Origin of the sequence: Devosia ureilytica (assembly GCF_024273195.1) — a bacterium.
Classification (GTDB): Bacteria; Pseudomonadota; Alphaproteobacteria; order Rhizobiales; family Devosiaceae; genus Devosia; species Devosia ureilytica.
In genome coordinates, this window is the sequence record NZ_JAMZCU010000001.1 from 245,333 (window position 1) to 259,656 (window position 14,324).

The 14,324-nt window shown below is 61.7% G+C and carries 14 protein-coding genes; 12 read left to right on the forward strand and 2 right to left on the reverse strand.

Going from position 1 to position 14,324, the window contains the following annotated elements; translation table 11 throughout:
- Positions 1-4: 4 nt before the first annotated feature.
- A complete protein-coding gene (locus NIM87_RS01265; protein WP_254672817.1) occupies positions 5-358 on the reverse strand; it encodes a HesB/IscA family protein in 354 nt (117 codons plus the stop codon).
- An 86-nt stretch (positions 359-444) separates the two neighbouring features.
- Here NIM87_RS01265 and NIM87_RS01270 point away from each other — a divergent pair, with 86 nt between their 5' ends.
- From NIM87_RS01270 to NIM87_RS01320, 11 genes are all read left to right on the forward strand, one after another.
- Positions 445-1,635 carry a deoxyguanosinetriphosphate triphosphohydrolase gene (locus tag NIM87_RS01270; RefSeq protein ID WP_254672818.1) on the forward strand — a complete coding sequence of 397 codons (1,191 nt, stop codon included), beginning with the start codon at positions 445-447 and terminating at the stop codon, positions 1,633-1,635.
- A gap of 190 nt (positions 1,636-1,825) precedes the next feature.
- On the forward strand, positions 1,826-3,571 hold the full coding sequence (gene argS / locus NIM87_RS01275; RefSeq protein ID WP_254672819.1) for an arginine--tRNA ligase: 1,746 nt from the start codon (positions 1,826-1,828) through the stop codon (positions 3,569-3,571).
- A gap of 97 nt (positions 3,572-3,668) precedes the next feature.
- The gene (locus NIM87_RS01280) at positions 3,669-5,714 is read left to right on the forward strand and encodes an SPOR domain-containing protein (RefSeq protein ID WP_254672820.1); all 2,046 of its coding nucleotides are present in this window, start codon (positions 3,669-3,671) and stop codon (positions 5,712-5,714) included.
- 79 nt (positions 5,715-5,793) lie between these two features.
- On the forward strand, positions 5,794-6,582 hold the full coding sequence (locus NIM87_RS01285) for a segregation and condensation protein A (RefSeq protein WP_254672821.1): 789 nt from the start codon (positions 5,794-5,796) through the stop codon (positions 6,580-6,582).
- Positions 6,579-7,247, forward strand: coding sequence for an SMC-Scp complex subunit ScpB (gene scpB / locus NIM87_RS01290; protein ID WP_254672822.1), 669 nt, complete (start codon positions 6,579-6,581; stop codon positions 7,245-7,247). Before NIM87_RS01285 ends, scpB begins: the two co-directional genes overlap by 4 nt.
- Before the next feature lie 121 nt (positions 7,248-7,368).
- Positions 7,369-7,581, forward strand: coding sequence for a twin-arginine translocase TatA/TatE family subunit (locus NIM87_RS01295; RefSeq protein WP_254672823.1), 213 nt, complete (start codon positions 7,369-7,371; stop codon positions 7,579-7,581).
- Positions 7,582-7,639: 58 nt separating this feature from the next.
- Entirely contained in the window at positions 7,640-8,323 is a 684-nt protein-coding gene (tatB, locus tag NIM87_RS01300; RefSeq protein ID WP_254672824.1) for a Sec-independent protein translocase protein TatB, read from the forward strand.
- Positions 8,323-9,156: a twin-arginine translocase subunit TatC gene (tatC, locus tag NIM87_RS01305; RefSeq protein WP_254672825.1), complete on the forward strand. Its 834-nt coding sequence runs from the start codon at positions 8,323-8,325 to the stop codon at positions 9,154-9,156. The genes tatB and tatC overlap by 1 nt, the downstream gene beginning before the upstream one ends.
- A gap of 133 nt (positions 9,157-9,289) precedes the next feature.
- Positions 9,290-10,618: a serine--tRNA ligase gene (serS, locus tag NIM87_RS01310; RefSeq protein ID WP_254672826.1), complete on the forward strand. Its 1,329-nt coding sequence runs from the start codon at positions 9,290-9,292 to the stop codon at positions 10,616-10,618.
- Positions 10,618-11,400 carry a 5'/3'-nucleotidase SurE gene (gene surE, locus NIM87_RS01315; protein WP_254672827.1) on the forward strand — a complete coding sequence of 261 codons (783 nt, stop codon included), beginning with the start codon at positions 10,618-10,620 and terminating at the stop codon, positions 11,398-11,400. The genes serS and surE overlap by 1 nt, the downstream gene beginning before the upstream one ends.
- Positions 11,401-11,580: 180 nt before the next feature.
- Positions 11,581-12,846 (forward strand): peptidoglycan DD-metalloendopeptidase family protein, encoded by a 1,266-nt coding sequence (locus tag NIM87_RS01320; protein WP_254672828.1) that lies wholly within the window; start codon positions 11,581-11,583, stop codon positions 12,844-12,846.
- Positions 12,847-12,910: 64 nt separating this feature from the next.
- On the opposite strand, the gene NIM87_RS01325 is transcribed toward NIM87_RS01320, so the two are convergent.
- Positions 12,911-13,717 (reverse strand): ATP-binding protein, encoded by an 807-nt coding sequence (locus NIM87_RS01325; RefSeq protein ID WP_254673297.1) that lies wholly within the window; start codon positions 13,715-13,717, stop codon positions 12,911-12,913.
- Positions 13,718-13,976: 259 nt separating this feature from the next.
- Between NIM87_RS01325 and yajC the strand changes: the two genes are divergently transcribed.
- A complete protein-coding gene (gene yajC, locus NIM87_RS01330; protein WP_254672829.1) occupies positions 13,977-14,324 on the forward strand; it encodes a preprotein translocase subunit YajC in 348 nt (115 codons plus the stop codon).

Sequence of the window (14,324 nt, forward strand, 5' to 3'; positions counted from 1 at the left end):
GGGGTCAGACAGCAAAACTGGTGCCGCAGCCACAAGACGCGACCGCATTGGGGTTCTTGATCTGGAAAGACTGGCCGATCAGGTCGTCCACAAAATCGATCTCTGCGCCGCCCATGAATTCAAGGCTCAGCGAATCGATCAATACCGTCGCATCGCCCTTTTGCAGCACCAGGTCATCCTCATTGGGCGTCTCCTGCACGAGATTGTATTCGTACTGGAACCCCGAGCAGCCGCCACCGGCCACCGAAACACGCAGGACCGTGCCCGGCGCTTCCTTGCCAAGAATGCGCGACACGCGCTTGGCGGCGCGGTCCGAAAGGGTTACGGCAGGTGTCTCAGCAAGGGCAGCGGCGGTCATGGGAGGTCCCGGATCGGTCGTAATGTCATAACGCTGCCGTTAAGATAGGCGCTCTGAGCGCCATTGCAAAGGCCGGACGACATCAGATGAACGATACCGCCCCCTATGCCAGCAAATCCAGCCAATCGCTCGGCCGGCTTTTTGGCACAGGGCCAAGCCCGACGCGCTCGGAATTCCAGCGCGACCGGGATCGGATCATCCATTCGACCGCATTTCGCCGCCTGCAGCACAAGACCCAGGTGTTCCTGGCCCACGAAGGACGACACTTCCGCAATCGCCTGACTCATACGCTTGAGGTGAGCCAGATTGCCCGCTCCATTGCCCGGGCGCTGCGGCTTGATGAGGACCTGGCCGAAGCCGTGGCCCTGAGCCACGACCTTGGCCATACGCCCTTTGGTCACGCGGGCGAGCGGGCCTTGCACCGCGCCATGACACCCTTTGGCGGGTTTGATCACAATGTGCAGGCTCTGCGCGTCGTGACCCGTCTGGAGAACCGGTACGCCGAGCACGACGGGCTCAACCTGACCTGGGAAACGCTGGAGGGGATTCTCAAGCACAATGGGCCGTTGCTGGACGCGCAAGGGTGCCCGCACGGCCGTTACGCCGAGGGCGGCCTGCCTGGCGGCCTGGACGATATTCCTGCCGCGGCCGATCTGCGCCTTGATACTTTTGCGAGCCTTGAGGCGCAGGTCGCCGCCATTGCTGACGATATTGCCTACAATGCCCATGACATCGACGATGCCTTGCGGGCGGGCCTGGTCACATTGCCCGATTTCATTGGCGTGCCGATGGCGGGTCCAATCGTCAGTGAGGTGTTGGGTCATTACCCTACAATCGCTCCCAAGCGGCAGGCGCATGAGGTGCAACGGCGCCTGATTACGCGCGCGGTTGAAGATGTCATAGCCACAAGCACCGCCAATATTGCCGCCGCCGCTCCCGTATCCACCGAAGATGTTCGCTTGGCCGGTCGGGCCCTTGTCACCTTTTCACCCGCGACGGAAGCAGCCGAAAAAGGCCTCAAGGCATTCCTCTTTGCTCGCGTCTATCGGCATGAGGCGGTCATGGTGCCCGTGCGCGAGAGCGAGGCCGTGGTTGAGCGACTGTTCGCGGCCTATATGGCCAATGCCGACATGCCCGGTCGCTGGGGTGAGATGGGCAGGCCTGTTGAGGGCGCGGCGCGCGCCCGCATCATTGCCGATTTCATCGCAGGGATGACCGATCCTTACGCCCTCGATGAGCATCAGCGCCTGTTTGACGCTCGACCGGATTTCCGTTAACGCCAACCGCCGTGTGATGAGGTCGAGAACTCCTCAACCCCGCCGGTCCGCCGCCGGGCTTGACCCGAGGGCCTCTATCAACACAGTACGCATTACGACTGGTCCTCGGGTCAGGCCCGAGGATGACACGGTGAAGGAGGAGGCGACCCGCCTCACATCGACACCGCACACGAAGTGAGTCAGGTTTACCATGGATATTTTCGCACTTTTCACCACAAGGGTCATCGAGGTCCTGCGTGCCGACTATCCCCAGCTCGAGGATGGTCTGCTGACACGCGTTGTGGTGGAACCGCCGCGAGATGCCGCCCATGGGGACCTGTCGACCAATGCCGCAATGGTTGTTGCAAAGCCATTGGGCAAGAGCCCCCGCGACATTGCCGCCGCATTGGTAGAGCGCTTTCAGTCGCTGCCCGACGTGACCGCCGTCGAAGTCGCAGGGCCCGGGTTCATCAATTTCCGCCTGTCGAATGCCGTCTGGCACCAGGTGCTCAAGTCCGTGGGCAGCCAGGGCGCCGACTATGGCCGCTCCGACATGGGCAAGGGCGAGCGGGTCAATGTGGAATATGTGTCGGCCAACCCTACCGGCCCCATGCATGTCGGCCACACCCGCGGTGCCGTCTTTGGTGACGCACTCGCCTCGTTGATGGCCTGGTCGGGCTATGATGTGACGCGGGAATATTACATCAACGACACTGGCGGGCAGACGATCATTCTCGGCCAGTCCGCAATGCTGCGCTATCGCGAGGCCCTGGGCGAAACCATCGAAATCCCTTCCGGCTTCTATCCCGGCGACTATCTGGTTCCCGTGGGCAAGGCGCTTGTGAGCGAATATGGCCATTCTCTGCTCGACCTGCCCGAGCAGGAGGCCGTGCTGATTGCCCGCGAGGCGGCGCTGGCGGCCATGATGGAACTGATCAAGTCTGATCTGGCTCAGCTCAATATCCACCACGACGTCTTCTTTTCCGAGAGGACGCTGCACGGGCAGGGGGGTGATATCCAGACCACCCTGGATTGGCTGCGCGAAGAAGGCATGGTCTATGAAGGTCGCCTGGAGCCTCCAAAGGGCAAGACGCCCGAGGAATGGGAAGACCGCGAACAGACCTTGTTCCGCGCCACCGATTATGGCGACGACACGGATCGTGCGCTGATCAAGTCAGACGGCTCCTACACCTACTTTGCCGCCGATATTGCCTATCACCGCAACAAATACCTGCGCGGCTTCAAGCACATGATCAATGTGCTGGGCGCTGACCACTCTGGTTATGTGAAGCGTCTCCAGGCCGCCGTGAAAGCCGTCTCGCACAAGGAGGCCGATATTGATGTGCGGATCTGCCAGCTCGTTCGGCTGCTCAAGAATGGCGAGCCGTTCAAGATGTCCAAGCGCTCTGGCGACCTGGTCACTCTGGCTGACGTCGTCGACGAAGTCGGCGCCGATGCGACGCGCTTTATGCTGCTGTTCCGGCGCAATGACGCGTCGATGGATTTTGACTTCGCGCAGGTGAAGGAGCAGACCCGCGACAATCCGGTCTTCTATGTTCAGTATGCCCATGCCCGCGCCTGCTCCATTTTCCGCACGGCGGAACGCGACATGCCTGACCTCGATCTTTCTCCTGCTTCGCTGGCCGGGGCTGAGGTGGATCTGCTGGTCAGCGATGCCGATCTCGAGTTGATCCGCCTTGTCGGATCTTGGCCGCGGACGGTCTCCGCGGCGACCCTTGCGCATGAGCCGCACCGCATTGCCTTCTATGTCCATGAGCTAGCAGGGGCCTTGCATGGCTTCTGGGCAAAGGGCAAGGATGATCCTGATTTACGATTTGTTAACCTTGCGGACCCGAAGTTGACGCTAGCGCGACTCGCACTCGTTGACGCCGTTCGTCAGGTTATCCGAAACGGCCTGGGGATTTTGGGGGTCTCGGCGCCCGAGGAGCTTTCATAATTCGGGCGCATTGGTGTGAACAATCGCGGCCAAGTCCTTGATCGGACTATCCGCATTCTAGGGGCGCTGTCAGATGACGTCAGCGAAGCCGCAATCAATGGCTGCACAGACTGAAGCACCGGACGATCTCATTGCCGAACTGGCACGCCTCATGGCCGACGACGCCAGGGGCAGCCAGCCAGTAGACAGTGAGCAGTCCAAGCCGGTTAGAATCCCCGGCGAAGCGACAGCAGCACCGACTCCCCGATACGATTTTTCCGTGTCTGCAGATATGGCAGCCGGCAAGGGGCCCAGCTCCCCCGTGCGAATTCCGGGTGGCCAAGCTGAACCTGCGGCATCGGCTGAGCCCTTCAATTTCAATTTTGATCTGAGTTCGTCCACGCAGAAGGCTGCGCAGACCCCCTCGGAGCCAAGCCCATCCGCCACCAAGCCGGCCGCACCGCCGCTGCCGCCTTCGAGCTATGAGATGCCGAGTGCGCCTGAGCAGGCAGCGGCTCCGCTTGACCAGGATAGCCTTGCCGATCTGATTGCCGCCGAGCTGGCCGCTGATATCGGTGCTGCGCCTGTTGCTTTCGATCCGGCTCCGGTGACCACGCGGCCGACTGGTCCAGACAATTTCGCCGTGCCACCCGTATTTGGTCTGGGAACTGCACCGCAGAACCCGGCGCCTGCTGCTCCTGTGGCGGCGCGCCAGCCCGAAGCACCTTCACCGGCGAAGGTCGAGGCGGCACCTGCTCAGGCTGAGGAAAGTCCTGATGGCGACGCCCTGGACCCGCTCGACGAGATCGAGAGGCTTGTCGGTCCCGCGGTGCGAATGAATGTCGCCCACGCCTCGCCGACGCCGGCGCTGCGCAGTTTGGCAACGCCGACTATCCCCGAGCCGGTCTCGGCAGCGCCCGAGCTGCCTCAGCCCTCGCCGCAATCGGCGAAGGTGGCGCCAGAGCCCGTAGCCTCAATGAGTTCGGTTGACGAAGCCATCTTGGCCGCTGCCGCAGCCACAGGAGCCCATGTTGAATGGGTCAATGCCGGTGATCGTGACGAGACCAGCGCTGATGATGGCGATGAAGCGATGGTCGCCCCCATTCCTGCCCGGAATATCCGAGTAAACCGGGCCATTGCTGGCCCTCTGGTTGCCGTTGGATTGCTCGCTGTCGCTGGCTTCGGCCTTTATTGGGCGCTGGGGCAGGGCGGCGATCCGGCGGGTCCCGCGCCGCTATTGGTTGCCGACACAACCGCGACCAAGGAAATCCCCGAGCCTGACACGGCCGCCGCGACCCAGTCTGTTGTGTTCAACGAGATTTCCGGCGCTGAGCCGACTGCCGAAGAACAGATCGTATCGCGCGATCAGGCCGATACTGAAGCCGTGGTTGCCGCCAACAGTCCCGTTGCGAGCTCGGGCGTGATCGCAGATGAGTCTGGCGACACTGTCGACCCCAACCAGGATGGCCTGGTCAATCGCAAGGTCCGCACAGTAACCGTGCGCCCCGACGGCACCATTGTCAGCGGCGAGGACAGCCTGGCCGGTTCCGCCATCCTGCCAGTTGACCGGCCGAACGTGCCTGATGTTCCGGGCGCAGACTTTTCCACCCCGGACCTGATCGCCAATGCCAGCGCCGAAGTCGAAGCGGCCGCCGCAGTGGCGCCTGCCGCAACGGTGTCGACGCCAGCAGTGGTGCCGGCCGAGCCCGGCGCCATCATCTCGGTTGTCGACGCCACCGGTGCGCCGATCACGGGTCGCAGCGTAACCATGCCCATGCAGCGCCCCGCCGACTTCTCGACTATCGCTGCGTCCGCCATTGCCTCGGCAAATGCCGCCCCGGCAACCGCCCTGCCGGCTACGGCACCATCTGCCGTGGCCCCGGCGCCGCAACAGGCCGCCGCCACGGCCAATTCGGCCGGTTCGGCTTCCGCCTATGTGCAATTGGCCTCGCAACGCAGCGAGGATGCCGCTCGTCAGTCAGCGCAAGCGATTGCCACCCGCTACGGCGTGCTGTTTGGTGGCGCCTCGCCGGAAATCTCACGCGTCGATCTGGGCGAACGCGGCATCTACTATCGCGTGGTTGTCCCGGCCCCGTCGCGAGAAAACGCCGCGAATATCTGCGCCAACGTCAGGGCTGCTGGTGGCGACTGCCTGCTGCTTTAGCGACGGGCCGGACTGTTCTTGACGCTGGCGTCGCCAGCGGCCAAGGATGGGGCATGACGGCCACCCTGACTGTGCACTGATGACAAGCCCGGAATCCAACTGGTTCGACACGCCGGCTCCGCCGCCTGCCGACGAAGTGCTGCATGTCGATGTTGGTGGCTACGAAGGTCCGCTGGACCTGCTGCTTGATCTCGCCCGACGCCAGAAGGTCGATTTGTCCGGCATATCGGTCCTGGCGCTTGCCGAACAATATCTGGCCTTCATCGACACCATCCGGGAACGCCGCATCGAGGTGGCCGCCGACTATCTGGTGATGGCCGCCTGGCTGGCCTACCTCAAGAGCCGTCTAATGGTGCCACAGGCGCCCGGCGATGACGAGCCGAGCGGCGAGATGCTGGCGGCCATGCTGCAGTTCCGCCTGAAGCGCCTCGAAGCCATGCGCCAGTCAGCCAGCCGGCTGATGAACCGGCCACGCCTGGGCTTCCAGATTTATGCGCGCGGCGCTCCCGAGCCGATGGAGATCGCCCGCCGGTCAGTCTGGGAGGCCAGCCTCTATGATCTGCTGAATGCTTATTCCATCCAGCGCGAACGCGGCGCGTCTACGGACTACGCGCCGCGCCTGCGCACAGTCTGGTCCTTGCAGGATGCCCGCGACATTCTTCAGCGCTTGATCGGAGAAAGCCGCGAATGGGTCGCGCTCGACGCCTACCTCATTGACTACCTGGCCAAACCGTCCGAACGCGCTACCGTCCGCGCCTCCACCTTCGCATCGAGCCTTGAGCTGGTGCGCCAGGGGCAGATCGACATTCGCCAGACAGAAACCTTCGGGCCGCTGTTCATGCGCCGCCGCCGGGAGGATAGCCGGTGAGCCCGGATGAAGATGACGAGATCGGAGACGTTCTGCGCCGCCACCTGCGCATCCTTGAAGCCCTGCTCTTTGCCTCGGCTGAACCCCTCCGCGCCAGTGATATGGCATCCTATCTCGGTGAAGGCGTGGATGTCGCAGGCCTGCTTCTGACCCTCCAAACCCAATACGAGGGCAGGGGTGTTAATCTTGTGCGCCGCGGCGATGCTTGGGCCTTTCGGACTGCCGAGGATCTGGGTTTCCTGCTGCGCCGCGAAGAACACGAGACTCGCCCGTTGTCGCGTGCCGCGCTCGAAACTCTGTCGATCATCGCCTACCACCAGCCGGCCACCCGTGCCGAAATCGAGGAAGTGCGCGGTGTCGCCACCGGCAAGGGGACACTAGACCTGCTGATGGAAGCGGGATGGGTCCGCATGCGGGGGCGTCGCCGCACCCCCGGGCGTCCGGTGACCTATGGCACGACAGACGCCTTCCTCGACCATTTTGGGTTGGAAACCCTGCTGGATTTGCCGGGACTCGATGAATTGAAGGGCGCGGGATTGCTCTCGGGACGATTGCCGCCTGACCTGCAGATCCCTCTGCCATTTGACGGCAGCCTCCGGGACGATGAGGACCCGCTGGACCCCGCCGATCTTGGCGATCCGGAGCCCGAGGACGAAGAAACTTGATCACTGCCGCCCATTTCTGGCGCGCTGGCAGGAACACGTTCTTGTGTTTGGTCGCGATTAAACCTATCTCTCGGTCTATCTATCGCGTGTAACGCGTATCTGGAGTTCTAGGGAGACCATTATGCACGCGCCGTCTATTTGGGGCATTCTCGTTGTTGCCGTCGTCGTTATCCTGCTGTTCGGACGCGGGAAAATTTCCGGCATGATGGGCGAAGTCGCCTCCGGCATCAAAGCCTTCCAGAAGGGCATGAAGGACGACGACAAGCCAGCTGAGCGCATTCAGACCGCATCTGAAGTCGAAGCCCGCGAAGTGGACAAGAGCAAGGACGCCTGAGCGCGTTCTTCCTCTCTAACCACTGCAGGCGGTTTGCCGCCATTCGGAGAATAAATCCATGCTCGGCCTAGGCTGGACAGAGATGCTGGTGATTGGCGTTGTCGCGCTGATCTTTATCGGCCCCAAAGACCTGCCCGTTGTCATGGGCAGGATCGGCAAGGTCATTGGCCAAGTGCAGCGCATGGGACGCGAGTTCCAGCGCGAAATCAACAAGACAACCGGGCTTGATGAGGTTCGCAACCTGCGCACCTCCATCACCTCGCCACTGAAAAAGACCGCTGACGAAATCCGCAAGGAATTCAATGCCATCGGTGCCGATGGCCAGCCCAAGCCGAGCGGGGCGCTCAAGCCGACCGACCCCAATACCGAAAGCGTCGTAGACGCAATTCAGCAGCAGGCCGGCATGGCGGCTGCCAAGAAGACCAGCACCGAACTGGCCGCTGACTATGGCTTCACCTCCAAAAAAGATGAGCCGGTCAAGGCCGCGCGCAGCCCCGCTGCGGAAAAACCTGCCGCGGCAACTGTGGCAAAGTCCAAAAAGGCCGCTGCCAAACCGTCGGAAACTGCTGCTAAGGCCGCCGCTACGCCAGCCTCCAAAGCTGTGCAGAAGCCTGCCGCCAAGACCGCATCCGCGCCCAAGTCGGCAGCAGCGGCCGATGCACCCAAGGCAGTTGCCAAAGCGGCACCCAAGCCGCGCGCCCCCCGCAAGAAGCCCGCTGAAACGGCCGGAAAGAGCGAATAATGGCCGATACCAAGCCCCAGTTGCTCGAAGACAAGAACAAGCCCGAGGTTGAGGACGAACTGGCCGGCAGCGAGGCGCCGCTGCTCGAGCACCTTACCGAATTGCGCAAGCGGCTGATCCGCAGCGCCATTGTCATCGTCGTTCTGCTCGTGGTCTGCTTCATCTTCGCCGGCCAGATTTTTGATATCCTTCTCAATCCCTATCGCTCGCTTTATTCCGATCCGGGCGAGATGGAACTGATCTATACGGCTCCACAGGAATTCTTCTTCACCCAGCTCAACCTGGCCTTTTTCGGCTCGATTTTCATCGGCTTCCCCTACCTCGCCACCCAGGTGTACGGCTTTGTTGCGCCCGGTCTCTACAAGCACGAGCGCAGGGCGCTGGTGCCTTATCTGATTGCCACGCCGGTCTTTTTCATGCTGGGCGCCGCCATGGTCTATTTCCTGGTTCTGCCCATGGCGCTCAATTTCTTCGCCGGCATGCAGACTGACGAGATCAAACTCCTGGCCAAGGTGTCCGAATATCTCGGCCTGGCCATGACCCTGATCCTGGCCTTCGGCGTCTGTTTCCAACTGCCGGTGGTGCTCACGCTTTTGGCCCAGATCGAACTGGTCAATGTCGAGATGCTCAAGAAGGGGCGGCGCTATGCCATCGTTGGCATCATTGCCGCCGCCGCCTTCATCACGCCACCCGATCCGATCTCGCAGATCGGTCTGGCCTTGCCGATGTATGGTCTTTACGAACTGGCCATTCTCTCGGTTCGCCTGATCGAGCGCCGCCGCGCCCAGGCCCGATCAGACGAAGACGGCGCTGAATCATCCGTCGAATCCTGATATTTCGAGCCGGCCAGCGGAACGTCACTCCAGCGGAGTGACCGGTGGCGAGAAGGACATGAGCGCTGCGCTCCAATGGCGGGCGCTCAAACAATTATACAAAAGAGAGGCGGGCTGCGGTCCGTAATCAGCGATGTTCGATATCAAGTGGATCAGAGAAAACCCTGACGCCTTCGACGCGGCCATGAGCCAGCGCAAGAATGTGTCCGTGCGTTCGTCCGATCTCATTGCCATCGATGAGCGCCGCCGACAGGTCATCGTCCGCCTCAACGAAGCGCAGGAAAAGCGCAATGCCTTCTCCAAGCAGATTGGTCAGGCCAAGGCTCAGAAGGATGATGCGAAGGCGGCCGAATTGATGGCCGAGGTTGCGCGCCTCAAAGAATTCATTCCTGCCGGCGAAGCCGAAGAGCGCGCCGTCGAAAAGGAATTGCGCGACGCCCTTTCCGCCATCCCCAATATGGCACTCGATGACGTGCCTTTTGGCGAAGACGAAGCCGATAATGTCGAATATTTCGGCCTCAATGGGTCGGCCGAAACGGCCGCAAAGGCCCGTGCTCCGAAGCCCAGCTTTGCTTTCGCGCCCAAGGAACATTTCGACATCGGCGTCGCTGAAAAGGACATGGATTTCGAGATTGCCGCAAAACTCTCGGGCAGCCGCTTCGTTGTCCTCAAGGGCCAGATCGCTCGCCTCGAACGCGCCCTTGGCCAGTTCATGCTCGACCTGCACACCACCGAGCATGGATATCTGGAAGCCCAGCCACCCGTGCTGGTGCGTGACGATGCCCTGTTCGGCACCGGGCAGCTTCCCAAGTTCGAGGAAGATCTGTTCTTCACGCCGCACGGCGAGAGCCGACTGGCGCTGATTCCTACGGCCGAAGTGCCGATGACCAATTTTGTCCGCGAATCCATTCTCACCGAAGAAGAACTCCCCCTGCGTTTCACCGCGCTGACCTCCTGCTTTCGCTCGGAAGCTGGTTCGTCGGGTCGCGACACGCGGGGCATGTTGCGCCAACACCAGTTCAACAAGGTGGAACTGGTCTCCATCACCACACCCGAAGAGTCGGAAAACGAGCACGAGCGCATGCTTGCTGCCGCCGAAACAGTGCTGCAGCGCCTGGGTCTCCACTATCGTGTCATGAAGCTGTGCACAGGCGACATGGGTTTCGGTGCGCGGCGTACCTATGATCTTGAGGTCTGGCTGCCGGGCCAGGACACCTACCGTGAAATTTCCTCGGTTTCGGTGTGTGGTGACTTCCAGGCCCGTCGCATGGAAGCCCGCTATCGTCCCGCCGGCGAAAAGCAGTCGCCGCGGTATGTTCATACGCTCAACGGCTCGGGCACTGCGGTAGGTCGCTGCCTCATCGCCGTGCTGGAGAACTACCAGCAGGAAGATGGCTCGGTGCTGATCCCCGAGGCGCTGCAGCCCTACATGGGCGGGTTGACGTCCATCGGCACCCGCTGATGGCCTTGCGAATCCTCATCACCAATGACGACGGCGTCGATGCGCCGGGCATTGCTGTCATGGCCGAGATCGCGCGCGCGATCTCGGATGATGTCTGGATCGTGGCGCCCGATGGAAATCAATCCGGGGCAGGGCACCGCTTCACCTTCGGTCGCGAGCTTTCATACAAGGAACTCGGCGCACGCCGCTTTTCGGTGAAGGGCGGCTCGCCAGCTGATTGTGTTGTCGCCGGCATGACCCATATCCTGGGCGACAGACCCGCTGACCTGGTGCTTTCGGGCGTCAACGCCGGCCAGAACCTGGGCGATATCGTCAATTGCTCCGGCACGGCTGCGGGCGCCCGTGAAGGGGTGTTGCAGGGCGCGGTTGGCATCGCCATGAGCCAGTCGATGGACTACGAAGTCAGCCACACCCCTGATTGGTCCAACGCGAGCCGCTTTGGCGCCGAAGTGGTTTCGGCCATCATGGTGGCCCATGGCGGCGACGATGTATTTTACAATGTCAACTTTCCCTTTTGTGGCACCACAGAGGTCACGGGCATTTCCGCCGTGCCCCATCAGCGCTTTTCGCGCTCCCCCATTCGCTACTATCCCAGCGACAACGAAGGCCAGTTCTTCATGGCCATCCCCGAAACGCCGCTGCCGCTCGATCCCAAGGCTGACTTTGAAGTGCTGCGGCGGGGCAATGCCATTACGGTCACTCCCTTTGCGCTTCAGCAAACCCATGACGGCGCCCTGGCAAGGCTGGGCAATATCGTGCTCAAGGGGCTTGAGGAAAAATAGTATTGGCAGAGCGGCCTCCGGATCGAGCGGAGGGCGGCGTCGAAGCCCACTCCTTAACCTTACTCACCCCTGAATCGCCCCCATACGAATTCTTTCAAATCGCATCGGCTTTAAACTCGTCTTTACCTTACCGGCGTAGCGTCAAGCTTAGTTGTTGAGTACCTGCGTACGAGTAAGCCGATGAGTATTCGCGTTTTCCCGCGGACCCATAAAAGTGCGGTCGCCGTTGCCGGTGTCATGATCGCCGCCGTTGGATTGTCCGGTTGTTCCAGTCTCGGAGGGCGCGCCTTTAGCGACTCTACGGTGACCGGTTCCACGGCACAGTCCAGCCCGACATCTCTCAATCAGCCCATGCCGCCGACGCTTGGTGCACCGCAGGGTGTGCAACTCGCGAGCATGGAATTCCTGCCGCCGGCCAATGTCGGCACGTCCTGGACAGGTGGCAATACGCTGCCGCCTGCGCCGGTCGGCAATGGGTTTATGCAGCCATCCGGCGTGACCTCGCCAATTGGCACGGTTCAGACCCAGGCCCTTCCTGCTTTGAGTTCGTCGTCATCTATGGGAGCCACGCAAGCCATGCCTGCTCAGCAAAACCTCGCCCCGCTGCCGGCCGTTCCTGCTGCCGTCGCCATGGGCAATCCCTCGACCGCCGCATTGCCAGTCAATTCGAGTGTTCCTGTACAGGCTACGGCCAGCGCCAACGCCTATACCCACACGATTGCAGGCGGCGAATCGCTCTACACAATCGCCCGAAAGTACGATGTGACCACCCAGGCCATCGTTCATGCCAATGGTTTGAGTTCACCTGACAAGATCATTGTGGGCCAGAAGATCATCATTCCGGGCCGTTCCGATCTGGTGAACACGGCCAGTGTGCAGGTTGCCAGCGCGTCTCCGCAGGCGGCCGCGCCGTCCCTGCCGGCTGCCCGTCCGACTAATCTGGCCAGCACCAATGTCCTGCAGTCTGCAACAGCACCGGCTCCAGTCGCGACGCCTGTCGTGGCGCCGGCTCAGGCCACTCCTGCCGCTGCGCCCACGCAAATGGCCGCTGTGCCAGCAGCGCAGCCTGAAGTCACCGCCAGTGACAAATTCCGTTGGCCGGTCTCGGGTCGTGTCATCACCGATTTTGCAGCTTCGCGCGGCACCGGCATCAATATCGACGTTCCGGAAGGCTCGACCGTCAAGGCCGCCGATGGCGGCACGGTGATCTACGTGGGCTCGGGTGTCGAGGGCTATGGCAATCTCGTGCTGATCCGCCATCCCAATGGCTACGTGTCGGCCTATGCCCACCTTGCCTCTATGAGCGTGGCCAAGGGTGCCGTGGTCAACGGCGGCGACGCCATCGGTGCTGTCGGCCAGACTGGCTCGGTCTCCCGCCCTCAGCTCCACTTCGAGCTGCGCAAAGGCGCGACCCCGGTCGATCCCGTGCCGTTGCTCGCAAGCTGACTGCAGACTAACCTCCAGTATCGGGAAAAGGCCGGGCGTGGTGCTCCGGCCTTTTTCTTTTGTCTTACGAAACCGCCTTGCCTTCTTCGCCTGCCAGCGTGCGCACCAGCTGGATCGCGACACGGCCTGATCGCGCTCCGCGCGTCGCCGACCATTCTATGGCCCGCGCCCGCAGCGTCTCGGCATCGATCTCCAGCCCATAATATTCGGCATAGCCTGAGACCATCGCCAAATAGTTGTCCTGATCCGAGTTGTGGAAACCCAGCCACAGCCCGAATCGATCCGAGAGCGACACCTTCTCCTCGACTGCCTCCCCCGGATTGATCGCTGTCGAACGCTCGTTCTCGATCATCTCGCGTGGCATAAGGTGGCGGCGGTTCGAGGTAGCGTAGAACAACACATTGTCCGGTCGGCCTTCCAACCCGCCATCAAGAATGGTCTTGAGCGACTTGTAGCTGGTCTCGCCACTGTCAAAACTGAGATCGTCGCAAAAGACTATGAACCGTGCCTCTTGCCCCGAGATCGCGCGCATTAAAAGCGGCAGAGTTTCCAGGTCCTCTCGTGCAATCTCAATCAAAACCAGCCGAGCGAACCCGTCGCGGGCCTCGATTTCGGCGTGGATGGCCTTGACCAGCGAGCTCTTGCCCATGCCGCGTGCGCCCCACAGCAGGGCATTGTTCGCCCCGTGGCCCCTGGCAAACTGCTCGGTATTGGTCACAAGGATGTTACGGACTTGGTCGATGCCCTTGAGCATGGCCAGGGGCACACGGCTGACTTTTGGCACGGGCAACAGCGTGCCGCTATCGCCCTGCCAGTGGTAGGCATTTTCCGGCCCGAGCACGAAACCCTTGTCTGCGCTATCAGCGCTCATCGCCTGCGCTATGGTTTCAAGCGCATCGGCAATCCTGCCCAGAAAATCCTTGGTCTTCACCCGTTCCGTCCTTCAGCTTTAGCGCGGCAATCTGCGCGTCCTTATTGGCTTTGCAATCATGCAACCCCAAATGTATAGTCCGCGCGATTTTGGCCGGGGCGCAAGTGCATGACTGCGCGATAGCGTCCACCGCCTGAACTGCCAGGTGCGGGCGGCCCCATCCTCCAACACAAAAAAGAATCGATTAGGAGTACGCTTGATGTTTGTAACGCCCGCCTATGCACAGGATGCGGTTGGGGCCACCGGTGGCATGGCTGACATTTTCATCCAGCTGATGCCGATCGCCCTGCTGGTGGTTATCTTCTGGTTGCTGATCTTCCGTCCGCAGCAGAAGCGTCTCAAGGCCCAGCAGGCCATGCTCTCATCCATCCGTCGCGGCGACACCGTCGTCACCACCGGCGGCATCGTGGGCAAGGTGACCAAGGCTGTCGACGGCGAAGACCTCGAAGTCGAGGTTGCGACTGGCGTCAAGGTCAAGGTCGTGCGTGGCATGGTTGCCGACGTGCGCTCCAAGTCCGAGCCGGTCAACGACAACAAGCCAGCCTAA